Source organism: Plantibacter sp. PA-3-X8 (assembly GCF_003856975.1).
Taxonomy (GTDB): Bacteria; Actinomycetota; Actinomycetes; order Actinomycetales; family Microbacteriaceae; genus Plantibacter; species Plantibacter auratus.
Genome location: NZ_CP033107.1, coordinates 1,039,284 through 1,057,562 on the forward strand (window position 1 = coordinate 1,039,284; position 18,279 = coordinate 1,057,562).

Below are 18,279 nucleotides of genomic sequence, written 5' to 3' on the forward strand. Positions count from 1 at the left end.
GAACGGTGCGCCGGGCGCCGGGTCAGTTCGTGGCGGGGGAGGTGGTGTCCGCCTGCTCGGGTGCGGCGATCTGCGAGGTGTGGGCGACGCCGACACCTCGCACCAGGCCGAGCTTGCCCGCCGCGATGTACAGCACCATCGAGAGGATGAGCGACAGCACGGCCGGGATGCCCCAGGTGACGAAGTACCCGGTGATCGCGGACACGGCCCAGATGATGATGGTCGCCGGGACGATGCGCGGCGCGGTCGTGGGCAGGCGGCCCGAGGCGCGGGTCTCGTCGAGCTCGCCGCGCCAGCGCTTCACGATGAAGTACTCGGCGACCATGATGCCGGCGATGGGCGGGAAGGCGACGCCGAGGATGATGAGGAAGCCGGAGAACTGCCCGAGGATGCCGACCGCCGCGAGGATGGAACCGACCACACCGAGCACGATGGTGGTGGTCACGCGGTTGAGGTTCTTGCCGAACGCGGTCGAGATGAAGTTGACCAGCCCGAGCGTCGACGAGTACAGGTTCCAGTCGTTGATCTTGAGCGTCCCGGTGATGACGATGATGAGGCCGATGAGCCCGACCGACGACGTGACGATCGCGACGACGTTGCCCGACGCTGCGGCGTGGGCGAGCAGGACCCCGGAGAGGCCGATGACGAACTCACCGAGCGAGACGCCGACGACGGTCTGCTTGATGACATCGGCGCGGGACCGGTTGAAGCGGGTCATGTCGGCGGTGATGATGGCGCCGACGATGAGACCGCCCGCGACGATGCCCGTGCCGGCCCAGACGCTCATGGTGGGGCCGGGTGCCGGGCCGGTGACGAGTTCCATGAAGTCGTGCTGGGTGAGTTCGCTGAGGATCGACCAGCCGACGAGGATGAGGAACAGCGGGACGGTGATGTTCGCGAGCCACTGCATGCCCTTGAACCCGTAGGCGACGATGGCGGTGACGGCGAGACCGAAGATGAGGCTCCAGGCCCACACCGGCATGAAGCCGGGGAGGAGGGCGTCGAGCGACTCGGCGGAGATGGCGCTCTGGATGCCGAACCAACCGATGAGGCTGATGCCGATCGCGAGTCCGACGAGTGACGCGCCGATCTCGCCGAAGCCGGTCCAGCGGGCGAGGAGGGCGGTGTTGAGGCCCTCCTTCTGGCCGATGATGCCGACGATGCACATGATCACCTCGAGGATGATCGAGCCGAGGAGCAGAGCGAGGAACGCCTCGCCGAAGGTCATGCTGTAGCCGAGGGTGGCGCCGAGGAGGAACTGGGACAGGGCCGACACCTGTCCGAAGCGCTGGACGGCGATGCCGAACCAGGGCTTCTGTGCGTCGGGACGGACGCGGGACAGGGCGAAGTCGTCTGCGTGTGCCATGCGAGCCATGCTGGTCTCCAGAAGTGGGGGAGGGAGCGGTGCGGGTGGCGGCAACGTTACTGACGGCTCGCCCGCAGCAGAATGTGCATCATGCAGGAATGTGCGCGCGATATCAGCACTCTGCACAAGCGCTCCGGTCTGCTGGTGCTCAGAGCGACGCCTGGATCACCTCGAAGGTGCGTGCGCCGTCGAGTGCCGCCATGTCGTGGCGGATGCCAGGGAACCGCGTGACGGTCCAGCCGAGCCGGTCGTACTGCTCGACGTCCGCTCGCGGAACGACGAGCTTCGCGTCGTCCGACAGCACCAGCGTCGAGGGGACGATCGGCGCCGACGGCGTCACCGGGTTCGCTGCGACGTCCTGCAGCACCTCCGCGATCATCGAGCGGTCCCACGCGGCATGCGCGGCCTCGGCGAGCGCGACGTTCGCGGGACCCGTCGCTGGGTCCGTGCGGTCGTAGAACCAGGCCAGGAGCCGAGGCAGCCCTGGGATGCTCCAGAACAGTCGTGCGCCGAGGCCTCGGCCCGGCAGTTTCAGGCCGAACCCGGGATCGAGGTAGATCGCGTGCGCCGGGCGGAGCGGCCCCACGATGTCGATGAGGAGCCGCCCGCCGAGGGAGTGGCCCACGATCGCGTCGAGGCCGTTCGGCAACGTCTCGACGAGGTCGGCCGCGAGCGAGGTGATGTCGTACTGCTCGCCCCGGGGCCGATCGGCGCGTGGGCTGGAGCCGTGACCGCGGAGGTCGACGAGCAGGAACGTGTACCGCTCCGGGTCGGCCGCTGCGACGACGTCGGTCCAGGCGGCTCCGTCGGCCAGGAATCCGTGGATGAGGGCGATCCGGACCGGGCCGTGCCCGCGTTCCTCGACGTGCAGTCGCATGGCCCTCCTCCGTCGGTGCTGGGGACGACTCTACGCGGCGACACCACGCTCCGTCGCTGCGCTCAGGACCGCACGAGCAACCAGGCGAAGGCACCGAAGGACACGAGTCCGAGTGCTGCGCCCACGATCGACCCGATGAGGCTGAAGGTGGGCCAGGGAGCGCCGGGTTGGCGACTCATCCTGATGCCCTGGGCCGCGAACAGCAGCGGCACGAAGCAGGCGAGCACCGAGAACGTCCATGACCCGCCGTCTCTCACCGTCGACGCGACGATGAAGATCGAGAACGCGGCGATGGCGATGCTGAGGATCGCGCACGCGCGTGCCGAGATCGGTTCGTTCTTCCCAGCCATGGGCACAGGGTATCGAGTTGGGCCAGCCGCCGACCAGAGCAGAATGGAGGGCATGACCGACGCCACTCCGCCGACCCTGACGGAACGACTGACGCTCACCCGCCCCACCGATCGGGATCTGCCGGAGCTCCACGAGCTCCATGCCGACCCCGCGGTCTGGACGCACCTGCCGTCCGCCCGACACACGGCGCTCGACGAGACCCGCGCGTTGATCGAGCGGTACCAGGCCGGCTGGGAGGCGAACGGTCTCGACGTGTGGGTGGCGCGTGACACCGCGACGGGTGCATTGGTCGGCATCGGCGGCCCGAGCCTGCGTGGCGGGGTCGCCTGGAACCTCTACTACCGCCTGGCGCCCGCGGCCTGGGGGCGCGGATACGCGCAGGAGCTCATCGCGGCCGCGCGAGCCGCGGCAACGGCGTCGGCACCGGACCTGCCCGTGGTGGCGTTCCTCCTGGAGCACAACGATGGTTCACGACGGGCTGCCGAACGCGCGGGGTTGGAGGTCGTCTGGCGTGGCCCCGACGCGGGCAACCCGGATCCCGATGCCGTGCGCCTCGTGTTCGCCGACCGGGTGCTCAGCGACGAGGCGCTCCGCGCGTTCGTGGGTTGAACGACCGCCGCACCCGATCTCCGAGCGTGCAGAAGGACGCCGCTTCCGGGCGCGACCGGGTATTTTCGGGCAACCGGCCGCGAAACGCAAGCAGTCTGTTCACCGACGACGTTCCTCGATACGGTTGGAAGATATGTCAGCCACGGTCGAGATGGAACACATGAGTCAGGTAGAACGCGAACGCCCGCTCCTGCGCAAGGGGAGCGAGGCGAGTTTCGTCCGGTGGGCCTTCGACGGTCGCTCCTGGTGCGCCGACCTCGTGAGCGGGCAGTACCGAGGCGCGACGAAGACCGGTTGGCTCCTCCAGACCGAGAACGAGCAGCGGGAACTCTCCAATCAGGAGTGGGCTCCCTGCATGGCGTGAGCGTGCCGTCCACATCCACCCGCGCCACGCACCGAGGAGCCCACGCATGACCGACCGCATCCTGACCACGCACGCCGGGAGCCTGCCGCGCACGCCCGAGTTGACCCGGTTGCTCGTGGCCCGCGACCAGCGGCGGACGTTCGACGTCGCCGAGCTGGAGGAGGTCACGGCGGATGCGGTGGCCTCGACGGTCGCCGCGCAGCTCGCCACCGGTCTCGATCTCATCAACGACGGCGAGGTCCCGCGCGTTGGCTTCTCCACCTATGTGCTGGAACGCATCGAGGGCTTCGGCGGTGCAGGACACCGTAAGCCGACGCTCGACTCCGTGCGATTCCCGGACTACGCGGCGTTCCAGGCGAAGCAGATCGTCGAGGGGGCAGACGTCGCACGGGTGTGGGATCCGCCGATGGCCCAGGGGCAGCTCGTGTACGACCCGACGCTGTCCGGCATCACCGCCGATCTCGACGGCTTCGAACGGGAGCTCGCCGTGCAGGCCGGCCAGGGACGCACACCCGCCGGCACCTTCTTCTCCGCGGCGACGCCCGGGATCGTGTCGACGACGCTGCTGCTCGACGCCGCGAACCCGTTCTACGGCGACGACCGCGCCTATGTGTTCGCGCTCGCCGAGCAACTGCGGATCGAGTACGAGGCGATCGTCGCCCGGGGTCACGTCCTGCAGCTCGACGCCCCGGACCTCGCCATGGAGCGGGTCATCCAGTTCGGTGACGCGACGCTCGAGGAGTTCCTCGCGGCCGTGGACCTGCACGTCGACGCCCTCAACCACGCCATCCGGAACATCCCCCGCGAGCAGGTCCGGCTCCACGTCTGCTGGGGCAACTGGCAGGGGCCGCACCAGGACGACGTCCCGGTCGACGTGCTCCTCCCGCACCTCTACCGGGCGCGGGTGGGCGCGTTCAGCATCCCGCTCGGCAACCCGCGGCACCAGCACGAGGCGCCGGCGTTCCGCGAGCACCCGCTCCCCGAGGGCGCGCTCCTCATCCCAGGGGTCGTCGACGTGACCACCAACTACCTGGAGCACCCGCAGGTCATCGCGAACCGCATCGTGGAGGTCGCGGAAGCGGTCTGCGATCCGACGCGCGTCATCGCGGGCACCGACTGCGGGCTCTCCACCTTCGCGAGTTACGAGTTCGTCGCGACCGATGTCGCGTGGGCGAAGCTCGGTGCGCTCGTCGAGGGCGCTGCGATCGCGTCGAAGCGGCTGTTCGGCGCCTGAGTCCTCGGCTCGGCGTCGCGCTCAGACGGTGATCGACGGCTCGTCGCTCACCGAGAGCGTGAGCACGGCCTTGCCGATGAGGTCGTCCTGCTCGAGGTCGCCCTCGAGTCGGCGCAGCTGACGCGCGACGTCGTTCTCGCGGTCGTCGCCGACGAGGTCGACGGACGCGACGAGGAAGAGGCGTTCCGGTCCGCTGAACTCGAGGTACAGCGCCGTCACCCGTTCGATCTCCGGGTGCGACAGGAGCGCGGTGATCGTCTGCGCGCGGTACGTGGGGCTCGGCGAGGCCCCGAGGAGATAGCGCCGGTTGCGGTTGATGAGCAGCAGCGCGACCCCGCCGAGCAGGACGCCGATCGCGATCGACCCGATCGCGTCCCAGACCGGGTCGCCGGTTACCTGGTGGAGGCCGATGCCGGTTCCCGCGATGATGAGGCCGAGCAGTGCTGCGGAGTCCTCGAAGAACACCGAGCGGAGCGTCGTGTTGGAGCCGTTCACGATGTAGTCGAAGAAGCCGCGGCCGTACTTCTTCGCCGTGCGCCGGCCCTCGAGGATCGACTGGGTGAAGGAGAAGCCCTCCAGGAGGAAGGCGACGCCGAGCACGAGGTAGCTGAGGGCGTAGTCCTCCATCGCCTCCGGTGCGGTGAGGCTCTGGATGCCGTGCTGGATCGAGACGACCGCACCGACGGTGAAGATCCCGAAGGCGGCGAACAGCGAGAAGATGTACGCGTCACGGCCGTAGCCGAGCGGATGTGCGGCGTCTCGTTGCTTGTCGGCCCGTTTGTCGGCGATGAGGAGGAAGATCTCGTTCCCCGCGTCGGCCCACGAGTGGGCGGCCTCGGCCAGCATCGACGCCGACCCGGTGAGCGCGGCGACGATGGACTTGGCGATGGCGACGATGACGTTGGCCAGGAAGGCGATCACGACGGTCATGCGCCAACGCTACGCCTAGCCGGGGTGCGCTGCGTACGCCCGGACACCGGACGACAGCGGTCAGGGCCTCAGGGCTTCAGGACGCGAAGCGCGGAGCCCTTGTGTGCGGCCTTCGCGCCGGTCTTCTCGGACTCCACGATGAACGCGGGCTCGTCCGTCGAGGCCGTGAAGTGCTGGCCGTCGAATTGGAAGTCCGCGGTCTTCCGCTCGACGACCTTCCCCTGCGTCCGCCCCTGCGAGGTGCCCCACGACACGCGGTCGCCCACTCGTACGTCTGCCATGCTGCCTCCTCGGCGCTCCACGCCGCGCGCGCGACGTGACAGCGACGATGCCAGCGTGTCGGCGGCCGGACAAGCGCTTGCGCCGCGTGAGCGCAGGGGATATCCCCCGAGGCCCGCGGGCTCCGCGGGGTTAGCGTGTCCCCATGGCCTCGTTCACTCCGGGAAGACCCCGACTCACGCTCGGCATCGGCATCGTGGCTGTCGTACTCGGGGTGGCGCTCATCCCGGTCGCCATCGCGAACGCCCACGGCGAGTACGGTTTCCATTTCTGGTGGATCGTCATCGTCCCGATCCTCGCCGGCCTGTACTTCGGTGTGGCCGGAGCCGTCGGGCTCCGCAACCGCCGCTGAGGCCCGCGGCCACCGCAGGCGCCCCCGGAATCTCGCGTACCGTTGGCGGGATGAGTGACGACACCGCGACCGAGGAGCACCGCAGGACCGCTGCGCACGCCTACAGCGCGCTCGGCTGCCTGCTCCTCGACGCCGGCACCTCCGTCACCGACGTCCGCGACTCCCTGGAGCGCGCCACGGTCGCATCGGGCGACGAGGGCCTGGCCTTCTCGGTGCTGCCGCAGCTCATCATCGTGAACGACGTGCGCACCGGCGCGGTGCTCGCTGCCGGCAACACGCACGGCGAGCTGTCGTTCCGCGGCGCGGCGCGGGCGAACCGGCTCATGCGCGAACTCGAGCTCGGACACTGGCCGGTCGGGGATCTGCCGGCCCGTATCCAGTCGATCCGGGAGACGCCGCGCCCGCACGCGTCGATGCACTGGGTGGTCGGGAACCTGCCGCTCGCGGGTGGGCTCGCGCTGCTGTTCCGCTGCCCATGGTGGGCGATCGTCGCATCCATGCTCGTCGGTGCCTTCGTCGGCCTCGTCATCACCCTGCTGGCGCGGTGGCGGGGAGCGGTCGCGATCGCCCCATTCGTGACGGCGTTCGTCTCGACGACGCTCGTCGGGACGCTCGCATCAGCGATGGATCTCGGTCCCGTGCCGCTGTTCGCCGTCTGCGCGCCGATCGCGATCCTCGTGCCCGGCGCGCTCATCACCAACGCCCTGCTGGAATTGACGGCGACGGACATCGTGACGGGCTCGGCACGCCTGATGTACGGGCTCATCGTGCTCGCCTTCATGGCGGCCGGGATCTCTGCCGGGGCGCTGCTCACCGGCCTATCGATCGACCCCGACTCGACGGCGCTCGTCGGTCAGGTGGGCCGCGGGAGTTCGGATCTGGTCGGGTGGGAGTCGGTCCCGCCGCTGTGGTTCACGTGGATCGGCGTCGTGATGCTCGCGGCCGGGATCGGGATCGCGTTCGGCTCAGGCCGCTCCCTGACGCTGCTGACCATCTGCGTGATGGCGCTGACCTATGCGGGCATCGTCCTGTTCGCCCCGCTCGTGGGGAACGCGGTCGCGACGGGGCTCACCGCCGGAATCGTGTTCGTCGTCGCTCGCATCGTCGAGCGGTACTCGGCGGCGGTGCCGTCCAACGTCACGTTCCAGCCGGCCCTGCTCATGCTCGTGCCGGGCACCGTGGGACTCGTGTCGCTCGCGACGCTCGAAGGCTCAGCGGTCACGGCGGCGCTGACGGTCTTCATCAGCCTCTGCGTCGGCGTCAAGACGGCGGCGGTCCTGACCGGGGTCGTCATCCCGCCGGTGCGTGCGACCGCCCGTCCCTGAGTCGCCCGGAATCGTCCGAAACCGAGCCGAATCCGTGCAGATTCGGGCGGCTCAGCGGCTCAGCGGCTCAGGGCTGCACGCGCCCGCGCCTTGATCGCGAGGATGACCTCGGTCTTCGCATCGGCGTAGTCGTTCATGTCGTCCCAGGACCTCCCGAGCAGCTCCCGCTTGGTGCGCTCGTACAACGCGCGGTCGTCGGCGTCGGAACGCAGATGGTCGCGGAGGAGGAGGTACTCGTCGATCTCCGGTGCGCCCTGCTCGTAGAGGTGCACGTGGACGTCGCGCTCCGGGGTCCGGACCATCCGATGGCGGGGTTCACGGACGCGCAGCACGTAGCCGGCGGCCAGCAGGGGGTCGAGGTAGTCCTCCTCCGCCGTGATGTCCTCCACGGCGACCACGATGTCGACGATCGGCTTCGCCGCGAGTCCGGGCACCGAGGTCGAGCCGATGTGCTCGATCGCGACGGTGCTGGTCTCGAGCGCGTCCAGGATGCGCTGCCGGTGCTCCCGGTACCGTTCGGGCCACTCCGGGTTGGCGTCGTGCAACTCGACCCGGACCGGCTCAGGGCCGCCGACGAGTTCGAGCGCGGTGACGTCCGGGCGGCGACGCAAGCCGTTCTGGATCGCACGGATGTTGTCGCCGAGCACCCCCGAGGCCAGCAGTCCGGAACCGAGCGGCCCTGACGGATCGGTGCCGAGTGCCGGCAGGAGGCGCAGTGCAGTGCGGGCCGGGTCGCTCAGGTGCTCGAGCTGCCAGGCGATCTCGGCCGTGCCGGCTCCGGCCTGATGCAGCTCGGCGGCCTTCGCCGCGTAGGCGGCGGCGCCGAGCGCGTGGGCGCCCATGTGCGCGACACCTGCTGCTTGCCCGGCCGACCACGCGGCGGCTTTGGCTGCGGGTGAGGACACCACCTGCGAGGCCCGGTTGGCGACGAAGCGGCGGCGGATCTCACCGGCGGTGTCGAGCTCGCCACTCGCGTACGCCCGCGCGCGGGCGATCGCGTCACGTGGGCGATCGTCGTCCGGGGCCTCCGCTTCGAACAGCGGCAGTACCCGCTCGGCGCAATCGGCGGCCCACGAGGCGACGAGACGGCGGTCGGCTTCACTGAGGGACTGCGGGGAGAGCATGCTCCACCCTCGCATACCCGCCGCGCTCGGAGCGTGGGCAGGCGGGTTAGCGTAGAGGGATGGCCGCCTTGAACCTGCCCGTGATCTCCTGCAGCCTCGATCCGGCGAGTCGGAGTCGGACCCTCGCTTCGGCGAGCAGCGGGTTGCTGCGCGAGCAAGGTCATGACTCGTCCGTCATCGATCTGGCCGAGATGGAACTGCCGCCGTTCGACAACGACCGGGTCTTCGAGAGCCCTGCGTTCCGTCGCCTGCATGCGTCGATCACTGCTGCGGACGGCGTCGTCCTCGCCTTCCCGATCTACAACTGGGCGCCGGCCGCGTCGGTGAAGTCGCTCATCGAGGCGACCGGCGCGACCGGTGAGGACGGCAGGGTCGCCGCCTGGTTCGACAAGGTCGTGACTTTCGTCTGCGCTGCCGGCCTGCCGCACAGCTACATGGCGACCGCCACGCTCGGGCAGTCGCTCATGCTGGACTTCAAGTGCGTCATCAACCCGTACACGGCCTACCTGTCGGAGCGGGACTGGGAGCGTCCCGAGGTGCTGAAGGCGGACCGCGCCGAGCGGCTCGCCAAGACGATGAGCGTGCATACGGAGTTGTCCGGGCTCCTCGCCGAGCGGAGCTACCGCTCGGTCTGGGAGGTGTGAGTCCCGCGCCTCACAACCGCACGACGAGCTTGCGGGCCGAGACGCCGCCGTGGAGTCGGTCGAGGGCCGGCTGGATCGCTTCGAGGCCTTCGCCGACCACCTCGGGGGCTGGCGCGCAGACGTGTCGTCCGCCGGCGAGCGCGCCCGGCAGGTAGTCCTCCCACAGCATCGGCCCGACCTCGTTGGTCATGAGCGAGCTGCCCCACACGTACCGCGCCGAGATCCCCGCCCGACGGGCACGGATCTGGAGCGCGACGTTGGCCGTCACGAGCCGGGTCATGGTGCGGACGAACGTCAGACTCGGGCCGGCCCGACGCGGCAGCGACCCGAACGACACCGACGGGCTCGCGAGTGCGACGCGGCGTGCCCCGGTGGCGGCGGCGACGGCGACGGCTGGTTCTGCGGAGCCGGTCCCGACGGCGAGGACGCCGACGACCGAGGAGCCGCGGAGGGCGCTGACGAGATCCGCCACGACGGTCGGGCTGCGGTAGTCGAACACGAGGTCGGCACCGAGCTCGCGCATCCGGTCGTGGTTGTGCGGCGAGGCGGTGGTCGCGACCCGGTGGCCGGAGGCGACCGCGAGCTGGATGGCGTTGCTCCCGACGCTGGTGGCGCCGCCCCAGACGACGACGGTCGTCCCGGGGGGGGTGGGGTGCTCCGAGGGGTGGGGGAGCGCGAGGTGGTCGCGCTGGAAGAGGGCGGTCGCGGCCGTGGAGATCCCGAGCGGCAGGACGACGGCGTCCTCGTCTCGCAGACCGTCCGGGATCGGGGCAGCGAGGTCCGCCCGCACGACGGTGAACTGCTGGAACCCGCCCTCGGCGTCATGGCGCCGACCGCGCTCCATGCCGACCGCGTACGCCACGACGCGGTCGCCCACGGCGAAGCGACGGACGTCCGGCCCGACGGCCACGACCTCGCCTGCGACGTCCTCACCGAGCACGGCGGGCGAGGGAAGCCACCGGTACATGAGGTTCCCGGTCTGCTGCTTGACGTCGTCGAGCGGGTTCACCGCGACCGCTCGGTTCCGGATGAGGAGTTCGCCAGGGCCGGGTTCGTGCATCGCGGCCGGACCGACGACGAAGTCCGCTCGGGGTGCTGGCAGCCAGGCTGCGGTGTTCGTCGGCATGAGGTCTCCAAGGGTGTTGCGGATTGGCGTGGCGATGATGACACGGTGTGTCATCACTGTACACCTGACGACACGACGTGTCATCGGTTATCCTGATCGCATGGCACGCTGGGCTCCCGACGCCGCTCTCCGACTCGAGAGCGCTGCGATGGCGCTCTTCGCCGACCGGGGCTTCGCGGCGACGACGGTCCCGGAGATCGCCGAGGCCGCCGGGCTCACCACCCGCACGTTCTTCCGTCACTTCGCCGACAAGCGCGACGTGCTCTTCCTCCGCGAGCGCGAGCTCCCGACGGTGGTGGGACGGCTGGTCGCCGCGGCGCCAGCAGGGCTCGACCCGCTCGCCCTGGTGATGTCCGGCCTCGAGACCGTGGCCGCCGGTGAGCTGCAGCGCTGGCGGGACGACATCGCCGCCCGCCGCGCCGTCGTCCGGTCGGAACCGCAGCTGCGCGAGCGGGAACGGTTGAAGTCGGCGGTCCTCACCGACGCGATGCGCGATGCCCTCATGGAGAGTGGTGTCACGTCAGCCGACGCGGCGCTCGCAGCGTCCATCGGTTCGGCACTCTTCGACGCCTCCCTCGAGCAGTGGCTCGCCGGACCGGACGACGTGCTCCTCGTCGACGTGCTCCGCGCGATGCGCGCCCGACTCGGCGACCTCGCGGGTCGCTGACCGAGCAGACAGGGAACCGGTCGCGCGCGCAGCGTGGCCGTTCTGTTCACGACCCCGTCGTCGCCCGGTCGTACGGTGAGACCATGACACTGAGACTCGGCTTCATCGGCATCGTGACGAACGACATGGCGGCCTCGCTCGCCTTCTACCGAGCCTTGGGCGTGCCCATCGAGCCCGGTCAAGACGATGCTCCCCACGTGGATGCACTCCTGGACGGAGGGGTGGCGCTCGCATGGGACACGGTCGAGACGATCCGCGGTTTCGACCCGACCTTCGTTCCGGCGTCCGGCGGCCACCGGATCGCCCTCGCCTTCGACCAGGGAAGTCCGGCTGCCGTCGACGCCACCTTCGCCACGCTCGTCGATGCCGGATACGCCGGGCACGTCGAGCCCTGGGACGCCGTGTGGGGCCAGCGGTACGCGACCGTCCTCGACCCGGACGGGAACTCGGTCGACCTCTACGCCGCGCTCGCCGCGAACTGAGCGGGGCTCGAGCCGACGAGACGCCTGAACTCGCGGGAGAGGTGGGGTTGGTCGGCATAGCCCGCCGATGCGGCGACGTCGGCGATCGACGAGCCCGAGCGGAGTGAGGATCGAGCTCGATGTGCGCGATCGAGGCGCACGAGCGTGGCGTAGCCGTATCCGAAGGTGGCGAGCATCCGCCGCCGGAAGGACCGTTCGGAGCCGCTCAGCGTCGCGGCGACGTCACGCGCCGGCGTCGCCTCGAACGCCGCTCGGCGGACGGCGTCCGACCAGCGACTCGCTTCGGCAAGCTGGGCCGAGAACGCCGCGAGCGTGCCGATCGGGGCGGGTCCGGCTTCGAGCGGGATCATCGCCTCGCGCAGCCGTGCCGCGGTCCGCCGATCGGTGACGTCGTCGAGCGGTACGAGCTTGTCCGCGATCGCTGCGAGATCGAGGCCGAGCAGGAGCCTGGCCCGCCCCGGCTGCATCCTGAAGCCGAACGACCCGGCGGCCCCGTCGGGACCGGTGGCCAGCCACCGTGTGGACGGTCCGGCCACCTCGACCCGGCCGTCGCGGAGGATCAGGTCGACGCAGCCGTCGGCCGGGACGACCGCCCCGCCAGCGCTGTCTTCCGAGCGCCACAGCGCGTCGCCGAAGAGGAGGACACGCTCGGAGTACACCTGCCCAGTGTCTCAATCGGCGCGTGATGGTGTCGACACCGATCGGACCGATGTCGACCGACGACGGCCGTGGTCCGCCGCTCACCACCGCATACCACGGCGACGGCGGCGCGGTCGGTCAGCGGTGTTCCGTGGAGGATCGAGCGCCCTGACCGACCGGCTGCTCCGGGAGCCCGACTTGCCACAGGATGAACGCCACCGCGCTGCAGACCGCGAGCGCGGCGCCGATGATCAGTGCAGCCGTGCCGGTGGAGGCGAGCCAGCCGTGGTGGCTGATCCAGCCGGGATCGTCCTGCGGGAAGTCGAGGAACGAAGCGTAGGTCGAGATGCTCACGACGCCTGCCCCCAGGAACGCCGCGGCCAAGACTGATGCGCACCAGGACAGGGTCAGCCATGCTCGGGAGCGGGTCGCACCCGCGCGCGCACGGGCGCCTCGTGATTCCCCCATGCAGGGAGGCTACCGTGACGCCGCGCTCGTCGTCCGGCTGACGGCGGGGTCTCTGATGGTCGAGGATGGAGCCATGCCGAACCGGGAGTCGTCCACCACCAACCCGTACCGGATGAGTCGTCGGCGCATCACGACGTGGACTGGCGCGCTCATCGCCTCCGTCGTGCTGCTCGTCGTCGTCGCGATCGTCTTGGCCGCCATCGGCGGCGACAGTGCCGAGTCCTGGGTCGCGATCGTCCTGTTCGTGGCGTTCGGCGTACCCGTCGCTGCGGCCGCCGTCTTGGGCGGGTTGGCGATCGCCTCATGGGGGTGGGTGGCCGGCACGGTGTTCGGTGTCGGGTGGCTGACGCTGCTCGTCGTCGTCGTGAACAACGGGTTCCATCTGCTCTTCGACGGTCAGGCTGTGGGGCCCGTGATCTATGACGAGGCGATCTGGCAGGTCGTCGGGGTCGCCGGCCTGGTCGTCGGCGGGGTGCTGTTCTTCGTCGCCGGCTGGGGGAGTGGGGTGCCGATGTGGATCGGTGGACCGGCAGGCGGCGTCGACGTCTCGCGCCGGAAGCGCTCGGGCGAGGGGGACGCGGTTGTGCCACCACCGAAGCGGAAGCCGCGTCCGAAACCGAAGCGTCGCCCGAAGCAGCAGCGACGTCGCTGACGGCTCACGCGGCCCGGGCGGACCGGTCAGTCGCCGCCGCCCCCACCGCCCCCGTCTCCGCCGCCGCCGGAGTCGCCGCCACCGCCACCGTCCCAACCGCCGGAGTCGCTTCCGCCGTGGTGGCCGCCTCCATGGTGACCGTCGCTGTCGACGATGAACGGCATGCCGGAGTCCGAGGTCGTACCACCGCGATGCTTCGACCCGCCGGCACGTCGTCTGGCCTGCACGGTGATCGTGATGACGATGACCGCGACGACGGCGAGGACCGCGATCATGATGACGGTTGAGCTGTCCATGGCTCGACCGTAGCGATGTCCGACGGCTGTCGCATCACCCGTGGGGCGAGTATCGGCGTCCGACCGGATTCAGCGCCTCGGGATGGTGGAACCGCGGAGGACGAGGCGGCCCGGCAGGTACTCGACACCCGGTGCGACGTCCGTACCCTCGATCGCCTCGAAGATGCGGGTCGCGGCGAGCCGGCCGAGCTGTTGCAGGTTGGCGTCGATCGACGACAGCTCCGGGCGGGAGTTTGTGGCCAGGATCTCCCAATTGTCGAAGCTGACGACCGCGACGTCGCTCGGGACGTCGCGCCCGAGGTCGCGGACGGTATCGAGCACGCCGCGGGCGATCTGGTCGGAACCGGCGACGATGCCGTCGATCTCCGGGTGCTGTGCGAGCAGCATCGCCGCCGCATCGCGACCCCAGTGCTCGGTCCACTCCGAGAACATCGGCGTGCCGACGAGGTCCAGACCCGCCGCGGCGAGAGCGTTCTGCACGCCCGTCACGCGGTCCCTGGCCGCCGCGTACTGCGGTTCACCCGTGATCATCGCGATGCGGGAACGCCCGCAGGCGATCAGGTGCTCGACGGCGAGGCGCCCGCCGTCGCGGTTGTCGGGGGTGATCGACACGTCGGTCGGGTCGTCGGACGGCGCGTAGGCGTAGACGACCGGGACGGGCAGTTTGTGGCCGAGCGAGGGGCGTGGGTCCGTCGTGCGGCCCACGACGATGATGCCGTCGACGCGCCGGGTGAGGAGCGCGTTCAGGTGGTGCTGCTCGCGGATCGCATCCCCGCGGGCGTCGCACAGGAACACGTTGACCTGACCGGCACCGAACGCGTCCTCGGCGCCCATGAGGATGGGGATGACGAAGCGTCCCTCGAGGTCGCTCGTCAAGAGTCCGACGGTGCCGGTGCGCCCGTTGATCAGGCTCCTCGCGAGTTCGTTGGGCGTGAAGGCGACTTCCTTCGCGGCGTCGAGCACCCGCTGACGGGTCTTCGGGGCGACCTCGCTCCGTCCGTTGATGGCTTTCGAGGCGGTGGCCATCGAGACGCCTGCGATCCGGGCGACGTCGCCCAAGGTCGCCGCTCGGCCGGGGGTACCGGTTGCCGACGCACTGACGTCACTGTCTGGCATTGCTCCCCCTCTTCGTTTCCGAAACGTTACCGGACTTCGCTCTTGACGCTACACCGATCCCAGGCTAGCTTTACCGAAAGGCGTTTCGACAGTTTCGAAAACCTCCCATGCACCGCCGGACCCGACCGGTCCGCTCAACGATGAGTCAGAGGAGTCACCATGCGCAGCACGCACACCAGACGGATGCAGCGGGTCGGAGGGGTGTTGGCCGCCAGCGCCCTCCTCGTCGGCCTCGCCGCCTGTTCCTCCGGGGGCGGCGGCAGTTCCCCGCTCGCCAGCGCCGGGCCCGAGGGCGTCGACGACGGCTCCGAGCTCACGCTCTGGACCCGCGCCCCACTCGAGAAGCAGGCGAAGCTGCTCGTCGAGGCCTACAACGCCTCGCACGAGAACCAGGTCAAGCTCACCGTGGTCCCGAACGACGACTACGTCGCGAAGGTGGGTGCGGCGGCCGGTTCCGACAGTCTCCCCGACCTGTTCGCCGCCGACATCGTGTACGTCCCGAACTGGGTCGAGCAGGGCCTCTTCCAGGACCTCACCGCGAACATCGACGGCCTCGACTTCAAGGACGAGATCAACCAGGGCCACCTCGCCGCCGGCACGTCCGACGGCAAGGAGCACGTGCTCCCGTTCGTGCTCGACCTGTCGATGCTCTTCTGGAACAAGGAGCTCTACAAGGAGGCCGGCCTCGACCCCGAGCAGGGTCCGACGACCCTCGCCGAGTTCGCCGAGGACGCGAAGGCGGTGCAGGCGCTCAACAAGCCGGACACCTACGGCACCGCCACTGGCCTCAACTGCGGCGGCTGCCTCGTCTTCACGTGGTTCCCCAGTGTGTGGGCCGACGGTGAGCAGGTCATGAACAAGGAGGGCACCGAGTCGCTCCTCGCTGAGGACGGCGCGAAGGAGGTCTACAGCACGTGGGCCGACCTGTGGAAGTCGGGCGCCGTGCTCCCCTCCTCGAAGGACGAGGCCGGACCCACCTGGACCGCCGGCTTCACCGAGGGCAAGGTCGGCGTCATGCCGTACCCGGCGACGCTGCTCTCCTCCACTCCCTTCGACGTGGGCGTGTCCGGCATCCCCGGCCCGAAGGGCGGCGACTCGACCTTCGTCGGTGGCGACGGCATCGGCGTCTCGAAGGACAGCAAGAAGGCCGCACAGTCGTGGAACTTCCTCAGCTGGCTGATGTCCGAGGACGCGCAGGTCGGTGTCCTCGCGAAGGACAACGACGTCGTCTCCCGCTCCGACCTCGCCGAGAACGAGTACTCGAGCAAGGACCCGCGCCTCGTCACGATCAACGAGGTCGCCTCGAAGGGTGACACCCCGTACTCGCTGAACTTCCAGGAGGCCTTCAACTCGCCGACCAGCCCGTGGCTGACCCTCGTGCGGAACGCGGTCCTCGAGGGCACCGACACGGTCGACGCCGACAGCGACGCGATCACGGACGTGCTCTCGCAGTAGCCCGATCCGCCGGTGCGCCGCCGTGATCCCCCCATCGCGACGGCGCACCGGCGCCCACCCGTTCGAAAGGTCCCACCCATGAGTACCACCCTCGCCAGACGAGGCCCGACGGACTCGGTCGGCGCCCGGAAGCGTCGAGCCGTGCACGCCCGCACCGGCTGGTTGTTCGCGCTCCCCACCGCCGTGTTCGTCATCTTGCTGTTCCTCGTCCCACTGGGCCTCGTGTTCCAGATGGCGGCCTCCGACTGGCCGCTCCTCGGTGGCAACCAGGGTGTGAACTTCCCCGAGAACTTCCCGAAGGCGATCGACAACCGCTTCTTCCTCGACTCGGTGGTCTTCACGCTGAAGTACACCGTCATCGCGACGGTCCTCCTCATCGGCCTCGGGCTCGGCCTCGCGCTCCTCGTCCAGGAGTCCAGCCGATGGAAGGGCTTCCTCCGCACCGCCTTCCTCATCCCGAGCGCCCTCGGCCTCGCCTCGGCGTCGCTCCTGTTCTACGTCCTGTACTCGCCGATCGCGGGTCCGTTCGCCGACCTCACGAAGGCCATGGGCTTCACCTTCCTCGGGACCCCGGACGCGGCGCTCTGGTCGACGGTCTTCCTCATCGTCTGGCGCTTCGCCGGCTTCTACATGCTGCTCATGCTCGTGGGCCTGCAGGGGATCCCGGAGGAGGTCTACGAGGCGGCGCGCATCGACGGCGCGTCACGCTGGCAGACCTTCCGCGACATCACGGTCCCGCTGCTGAAGCCGACGCTCGCGCTGACGACGGTGATGTGCGTCACCGGCTCACTCCTCGCGTTCGAGCAGTTCTACATCCTCACCAAGGGCGGGCCGGACAACAGCACCATCACCGTCGTCCAGCTCATCTACAACGTGGCGTTCCAGGGCCCGAACAACCTCGGCGTCGCCGGTGCGCTGTCGGTCATCGTGCTCGCCGCGCTCATCGTCATCAACATCGTGCAGATCCGCGCGTTCAGCAAGAAGGTCGAGGACTGAGCATGACCATCACCCGAAAGGAACCGGCCACCGTCACCTCGACGATGCCCGACGTCCGTGGTCACGGACGCAATCGCGGCCGCGGACGCGACGGGAAACCGACGAACTTCTTCGGTATCGCCATCCGGATGCCGTTCTGGATCTTCACGGCGGCGCTCGCCGTGATCTTCCTCTACCCGCTCGTCTGGACCGCCGTGCGATCGGTCTCCCCGCTCGCCGGCACGAACCAGACCGAGGGCTGGGGGCTCGGCAACTACATCACCCTCGCCGGCTACCAGGACGGCATCCTGCAGTACATCGGCAACTCGGCGTTCGTCTCGCTGCTGACCGTGGTCCTGACGCTCGTGATCTCGTTGTTCGGCGGCTACGCCTTCGCGCGGTTCCAGTTCCGCGGCAAGAACGCCCTGTTCCTCGCGACCATCGCGATCCTCATGGTCCCGTACGCCACGTTGCTCATCCCGCTCTACGTGCTCCTCAACCTGGTCGGGCTGTCGAACTCGCTCGTCGGCGTGGCGCTCGTGCTCACCATGTTCCAGCTGCCGTTCTCGACCTTCATGATGCGCATCGCCTTCGAGTCGATCCCGAAGGAGCTCGATGAGGCGGCGATGGTCGACGGCTGCAACTCCTGGACCGTGCTCTGGAAGGTGCTCGTCCCGGCGGTCAAGCCCGGCCTCATCACCGTGGGACTGTTCGCGTTCCTCGCGGCCTGGAACGACTTCATGGCGCCGCTGATCCTCATCAACGACTCGGCGAAGATGACCCTGCCGCTCGCGGTCTCGAACCTGCGCGGCCAGGTCCAGGGCGTCGTCGACTACGGCGCGACCGAAGCCGGCGTCGTGGTCCTCGCGCTGCCGTGCATCCTCCTCTTCCTCATCCTCCAACGTCACTACGTGCGCGGCTTCATGTCCGGCGCCTTCAAGGGGTAAC

Annotated in this window: 23 protein-coding genes; 12 read left to right on the forward strand and 11 right to left on the reverse strand. The window is 69.5% G+C overall.

What is annotated here, in order from left to right; all coding sequences use genetic code 11:
- Nucleotides 1-22: 22 nt before the first annotated feature.
- The 3 genes from EAO79_RS04900 to EAO79_RS04910 all read right to left on the reverse strand — a co-directional run bounded on the left by EAO79_RS04900 (nucleotide 23) and on the right by EAO79_RS04910 (nucleotide 2,593).
- Complete coding sequence (locus EAO79_RS04900; protein WP_124768049.1) at nucleotides 23-1,375, reverse strand: cytosine permease; 1,353 nt, start codon at nucleotides 1,373-1,375, stop codon at nucleotides 23-25.
- A gap of 139 nt (nucleotides 1,376-1,514) precedes the next feature.
- Nucleotides 1,515-2,243, reverse strand: coding sequence for an alpha/beta hydrolase family protein (locus EAO79_RS04905; protein ID WP_124768051.1), 729 nt, complete (start codon nucleotides 2,241-2,243; stop codon nucleotides 1,515-1,517).
- 62 nt (nucleotides 2,244-2,305) lie between these two features.
- Nucleotides 2,306-2,593, reverse strand: a complete 288-nt coding sequence (locus EAO79_RS04910; protein WP_124768053.1) for a hypothetical protein — start codon at nucleotides 2,591-2,593, stop codon at nucleotides 2,306-2,308.
- 52 nt (nucleotides 2,594-2,645) lie between these two features.
- Here EAO79_RS04910 and EAO79_RS04915 point away from each other — a divergent pair, with 52 nt between their 5' ends.
- From EAO79_RS04915 to EAO79_RS04925, 3 genes are all read left to right on the forward strand, one after another.
- A complete protein-coding gene (locus EAO79_RS04915) occupies nucleotides 2,646-3,203 on the forward strand; it encodes a GNAT family N-acetyltransferase (protein WP_124768055.1) in 558 nt (185 codons plus the stop codon).
- Between the two features lie 160 nt (nucleotides 3,204-3,363).
- Nucleotides 3,364-3,567, forward strand: coding sequence for a hypothetical protein (locus tag EAO79_RS04920; RefSeq protein ID WP_124768057.1), 204 nt, complete (start codon nucleotides 3,364-3,366; stop codon nucleotides 3,565-3,567).
- 46 nt (nucleotides 3,568-3,613) lie between these two features.
- Nucleotides 3,614-4,801 carry a cobalamin-independent methionine synthase II family protein gene (locus tag EAO79_RS04925; RefSeq protein ID WP_124768059.1) on the forward strand — a complete coding sequence of 396 codons (1,188 nt, stop codon included), beginning with the start codon at nucleotides 3,614-3,616 and terminating at the stop codon, nucleotides 4,799-4,801.
- A gap of 21 nt (nucleotides 4,802-4,822) precedes the next feature.
- Here EAO79_RS04925 and EAO79_RS04930 read toward each other — a convergent pair whose 3' ends face one another.
- Both EAO79_RS04930 and EAO79_RS04935 read right to left on the reverse strand, forming a co-directional pair.
- Nucleotides 4,823-5,731 (reverse strand): cation diffusion facilitator family transporter, encoded by a 909-nt coding sequence (locus EAO79_RS04930; protein ID WP_124768061.1) that lies wholly within the window; start codon nucleotides 5,729-5,731, stop codon nucleotides 4,823-4,825.
- A 68-nt stretch (nucleotides 5,732-5,799) separates the two neighbouring features.
- Entirely contained in the window at nucleotides 5,800-6,012 is a 213-nt protein-coding gene (locus EAO79_RS04935) for a DUF2945 domain-containing protein (RefSeq protein WP_079704533.1), read from the reverse strand.
- Between the two features lie 143 nt (nucleotides 6,013-6,155).
- Between EAO79_RS04935 and EAO79_RS04940 the strand changes: the two genes are divergently transcribed.
- Entirely contained in the window at nucleotides 6,156-6,362 is a 207-nt protein-coding gene (locus tag EAO79_RS04940; RefSeq protein ID WP_124768063.1) for a hypothetical protein, read from the forward strand.
- A gap of 50 nt (nucleotides 6,363-6,412) precedes the next feature.
- A complete protein-coding gene (locus EAO79_RS04945) occupies nucleotides 6,413-7,687 on the forward strand; it encodes a threonine/serine exporter ThrE family protein (RefSeq protein WP_124768065.1) in 1,275 nt (424 codons plus the stop codon).
- Nucleotides 7,688-7,746: 59 nt separating this feature from the next.
- Here the strand turns inward: EAO79_RS04945 and EAO79_RS19535 are convergent, their stop codons facing one another.
- Nucleotides 7,747-8,811 (reverse strand): GrpB family protein, encoded by a 1,065-nt coding sequence (locus tag EAO79_RS19535; RefSeq protein ID WP_371413673.1) that lies wholly within the window; start codon nucleotides 8,809-8,811, stop codon nucleotides 7,747-7,749.
- A gap of 59 nt (nucleotides 8,812-8,870) precedes the next feature.
- Here EAO79_RS19535 and EAO79_RS04955 point away from each other — a divergent pair, with 59 nt between their 5' ends.
- Nucleotides 8,871-9,455, forward strand: a complete 585-nt coding sequence (locus tag EAO79_RS04955) for an NADPH-dependent FMN reductase (protein WP_124768067.1) — start codon at nucleotides 8,871-8,873, stop codon at nucleotides 9,453-9,455.
- Nucleotides 9,456-9,465: 10 nt separating this feature from the next.
- Here EAO79_RS04955 and EAO79_RS04960 read toward each other — a convergent pair whose 3' ends face one another.
- A complete protein-coding gene (locus EAO79_RS04960; protein WP_241160988.1) occupies nucleotides 9,466-10,635 on the reverse strand; it encodes a zinc-binding alcohol dehydrogenase family protein in 1,170 nt (389 codons plus the stop codon).
- Nucleotides 10,636-10,681: 46 nt separating this feature from the next.
- Between EAO79_RS04960 and EAO79_RS04965 the strand changes: the two genes are divergently transcribed.
- Together EAO79_RS04965 and EAO79_RS04970 are read left to right on the forward strand one after the other, a co-directional pair.
- Nucleotides 10,682-11,248 (forward strand): TetR family transcriptional regulator, encoded by a 567-nt coding sequence (locus EAO79_RS04965; protein ID WP_164486896.1) that lies wholly within the window; start codon nucleotides 10,682-10,684, stop codon nucleotides 11,246-11,248.
- A gap of 83 nt (nucleotides 11,249-11,331) precedes the next feature.
- Nucleotides 11,332-11,730 (forward strand): VOC family protein, encoded by a 399-nt coding sequence (locus EAO79_RS04970; RefSeq protein WP_124768073.1) that lies wholly within the window; start codon nucleotides 11,332-11,334, stop codon nucleotides 11,728-11,730.
- On the opposite strand, the gene EAO79_RS04975 is transcribed toward EAO79_RS04970, so the two are convergent.
- Nucleotides 11,706-12,389 carry a helix-turn-helix transcriptional regulator gene (locus tag EAO79_RS04975; RefSeq protein WP_124768075.1) on the reverse strand — a complete coding sequence of 228 codons (684 nt, stop codon included), beginning with the start codon at nucleotides 12,387-12,389 and terminating at the stop codon, nucleotides 11,706-11,708. The genes EAO79_RS04970 and EAO79_RS04975 overlap by 25 nt on opposite strands.
- Before the next feature lie 118 nt (nucleotides 12,390-12,507).
- Nucleotides 12,508-12,837, reverse strand: a complete 330-nt coding sequence (locus EAO79_RS04980; RefSeq protein WP_124768077.1) for a hypothetical protein — start codon at nucleotides 12,835-12,837, stop codon at nucleotides 12,508-12,510.
- Between the two features lie 73 nt (nucleotides 12,838-12,910).
- Between EAO79_RS04980 and EAO79_RS04985 the strand changes: the two genes are divergently transcribed.
- Nucleotides 12,911-13,489 (forward strand): hypothetical protein, encoded by a 579-nt coding sequence (locus EAO79_RS04985; protein WP_124768079.1) that lies wholly within the window; start codon nucleotides 12,911-12,913, stop codon nucleotides 13,487-13,489.
- A gap of 26 nt (nucleotides 13,490-13,515) precedes the next feature.
- Here the strand turns inward: EAO79_RS04985 and EAO79_RS19015 are convergent, their stop codons facing one another.
- Together EAO79_RS19015 and EAO79_RS04995 are read right to left on the reverse strand one after the other, a co-directional pair.
- Nucleotides 13,516-13,785: a hypothetical protein gene (locus EAO79_RS19015; RefSeq protein ID WP_164486897.1), complete on the reverse strand. Its 270-nt coding sequence runs from the start codon at nucleotides 13,783-13,785 to the stop codon at nucleotides 13,516-13,518.
- Nucleotides 13,786-13,854: 69 nt separating this feature from the next.
- Entirely contained in the window at nucleotides 13,855-14,901 is a 1,047-nt protein-coding gene (locus EAO79_RS04995; RefSeq protein ID WP_079704543.1) for a LacI family DNA-binding transcriptional regulator, read from the reverse strand.
- A 159-nt stretch (nucleotides 14,902-15,060) separates the two neighbouring features.
- On the opposite strand from EAO79_RS04995, the gene EAO79_RS05000 reads away from it, so the two are divergent.
- The 3 genes from EAO79_RS05000 to EAO79_RS05010 all read left to right on the forward strand — a co-directional run bounded on the left by EAO79_RS05000 (nucleotide 15,061) and on the right by EAO79_RS05010 (nucleotide 18,278).
- The gene (locus tag EAO79_RS05000; RefSeq protein ID WP_124768081.1) at nucleotides 15,061-16,356 is read left to right on the forward strand and encodes a sugar ABC transporter substrate-binding protein; all 1,296 of its coding nucleotides are present in this window, start codon (nucleotides 15,061-15,063) and stop codon (nucleotides 16,354-16,356) included.
- A gap of 78 nt (nucleotides 16,357-16,434) precedes the next feature.
- Nucleotides 16,435-17,352, forward strand: a complete 918-nt coding sequence (locus EAO79_RS05005) for a carbohydrate ABC transporter permease (RefSeq protein WP_079704545.1) — start codon at nucleotides 16,435-16,437, stop codon at nucleotides 17,350-17,352.
- A 2-nt stretch (nucleotides 17,353-17,354) separates the two neighbouring features.
- Nucleotides 17,355-18,278 (forward strand): carbohydrate ABC transporter permease, encoded by a 924-nt coding sequence (locus tag EAO79_RS05010; protein ID WP_341864845.1) that lies wholly within the window; start codon nucleotides 17,355-17,357, stop codon nucleotides 18,276-18,278.
- The last annotated feature ends 1 nt before the right edge of the window (nucleotide 18,279 follow it).

Coding starts and splice junctions, on each gene's coding strand:
- EAO79_RS05005 (WP_079704545.1), top strand. CDS start 16,435: ATGAGTACCACCCTCGCCAGACGAGGCCCGACGGACTCGGTCGGCGCC.
- EAO79_RS04995 (WP_079704543.1), bottom strand. CDS start 14,901: ATGCCAGACAGTGACGTCAGTGCGTCGGCAACCGGTACCCCCGGCCGA.
- EAO79_RS04965 (WP_164486896.1), top strand. CDS start 10,682: ATGGCACGCTGGGCTCCCGACGCCGCTCTCCGACTCGAGAGCGCTGCG.
- EAO79_RS04940 (WP_124768063.1), top strand. CDS start 6,156: ATGGCCTCGTTCACTCCGGGAAGACCCCGACTCACGCTCGGCATCGGC.
- EAO79_RS04915 (WP_124768055.1), top strand. CDS start 2,646: ATGACCGACGCCACTCCGCCGACCCTGACGGAACGACTGACGCTCACC.
- EAO79_RS04960 (WP_241160988.1), bottom strand. CDS start 10,635: ATGACACACCGTGTCATCATCGCCACGCCAATCCGCAACACCCTTGGA.
- EAO79_RS04945 (WP_124768065.1), top strand. CDS start 6,413: ATGAGTGACGACACCGCGACCGAGGAGCACCGCAGGACCGCTGCGCAC.
- EAO79_RS04925 (WP_124768059.1), top strand. CDS start 3,614: ATGACCGACCGCATCCTGACCACGCACGCCGGGAGCCTGCCGCGCACG.
- EAO79_RS19015 (WP_164486897.1), bottom strand. CDS start 13,785: ATGGACAGCTCAACCGTCATCATGATCGCGGTCCTCGCCGTCGTCGCG.
- EAO79_RS04910 (WP_124768053.1), bottom strand. CDS start 2,593: ATGGCTGGGAAGAACGAACCGATCTCGGCACGCGCGTGCGCGATCCTC.
- EAO79_RS04935 (WP_079704533.1), bottom strand. CDS start 6,012: ATGGCAGACGTACGAGTGGGCGACCGCGTGTCGTGGGGCACCTCGCAG.
- EAO79_RS04930 (WP_124768061.1), bottom strand. CDS start 5,731: ATGACCGTCGTGATCGCCTTCCTGGCCAACGTCATCGTCGCCATCGCC.
- EAO79_RS04900 (WP_124768049.1), bottom strand. CDS start 1,375: ATGGCTCGCATGGCACACGCAGACGACTTCGCCCTGTCCCGCGTCCGT.
- EAO79_RS04985 (WP_124768079.1), top strand. CDS start 12,911: ATGCCGAACCGGGAGTCGTCCACCACCAACCCGTACCGGATGAGTCGT.
- EAO79_RS04905 (WP_124768051.1), bottom strand. CDS start 2,243: ATGCGACTGCACGTCGAGGAACGCGGGCACGGCCCGGTCCGGATCGCC.
- EAO79_RS04970 (WP_124768073.1), top strand. CDS start 11,332: ATGACACTGAGACTCGGCTTCATCGGCATCGTGACGAACGACATGGCG.
- EAO79_RS04920 (WP_124768057.1), top strand. CDS start 3,364: ATGAGTCAGGTAGAACGCGAACGCCCGCTCCTGCGCAAGGGGAGCGAG.
- EAO79_RS05010 (WP_341864845.1), top strand. CDS start 17,355: ATGACCATCACCCGAAAGGAACCGGCCACCGTCACCTCGACGATGCCC.
- EAO79_RS04955 (WP_124768067.1), top strand. CDS start 8,871: ATGGCCGCCTTGAACCTGCCCGTGATCTCCTGCAGCCTCGATCCGGCG.
- EAO79_RS04980 (WP_124768077.1), bottom strand. CDS start 12,837: ATGGGGGAATCACGAGGCGCCCGTGCGCGCGCGGGTGCGACCCGCTCC.
- EAO79_RS05000 (WP_124768081.1), top strand. CDS start 15,061: ATGCGCAGCACGCACACCAGACGGATGCAGCGGGTCGGAGGGGTGTTG.
- EAO79_RS19535 (WP_371413673.1), bottom strand. CDS start 8,811: ATGCTCTCCCCGCAGTCCCTCAGTGAAGCCGACCGCCGTCTCGTCGCC.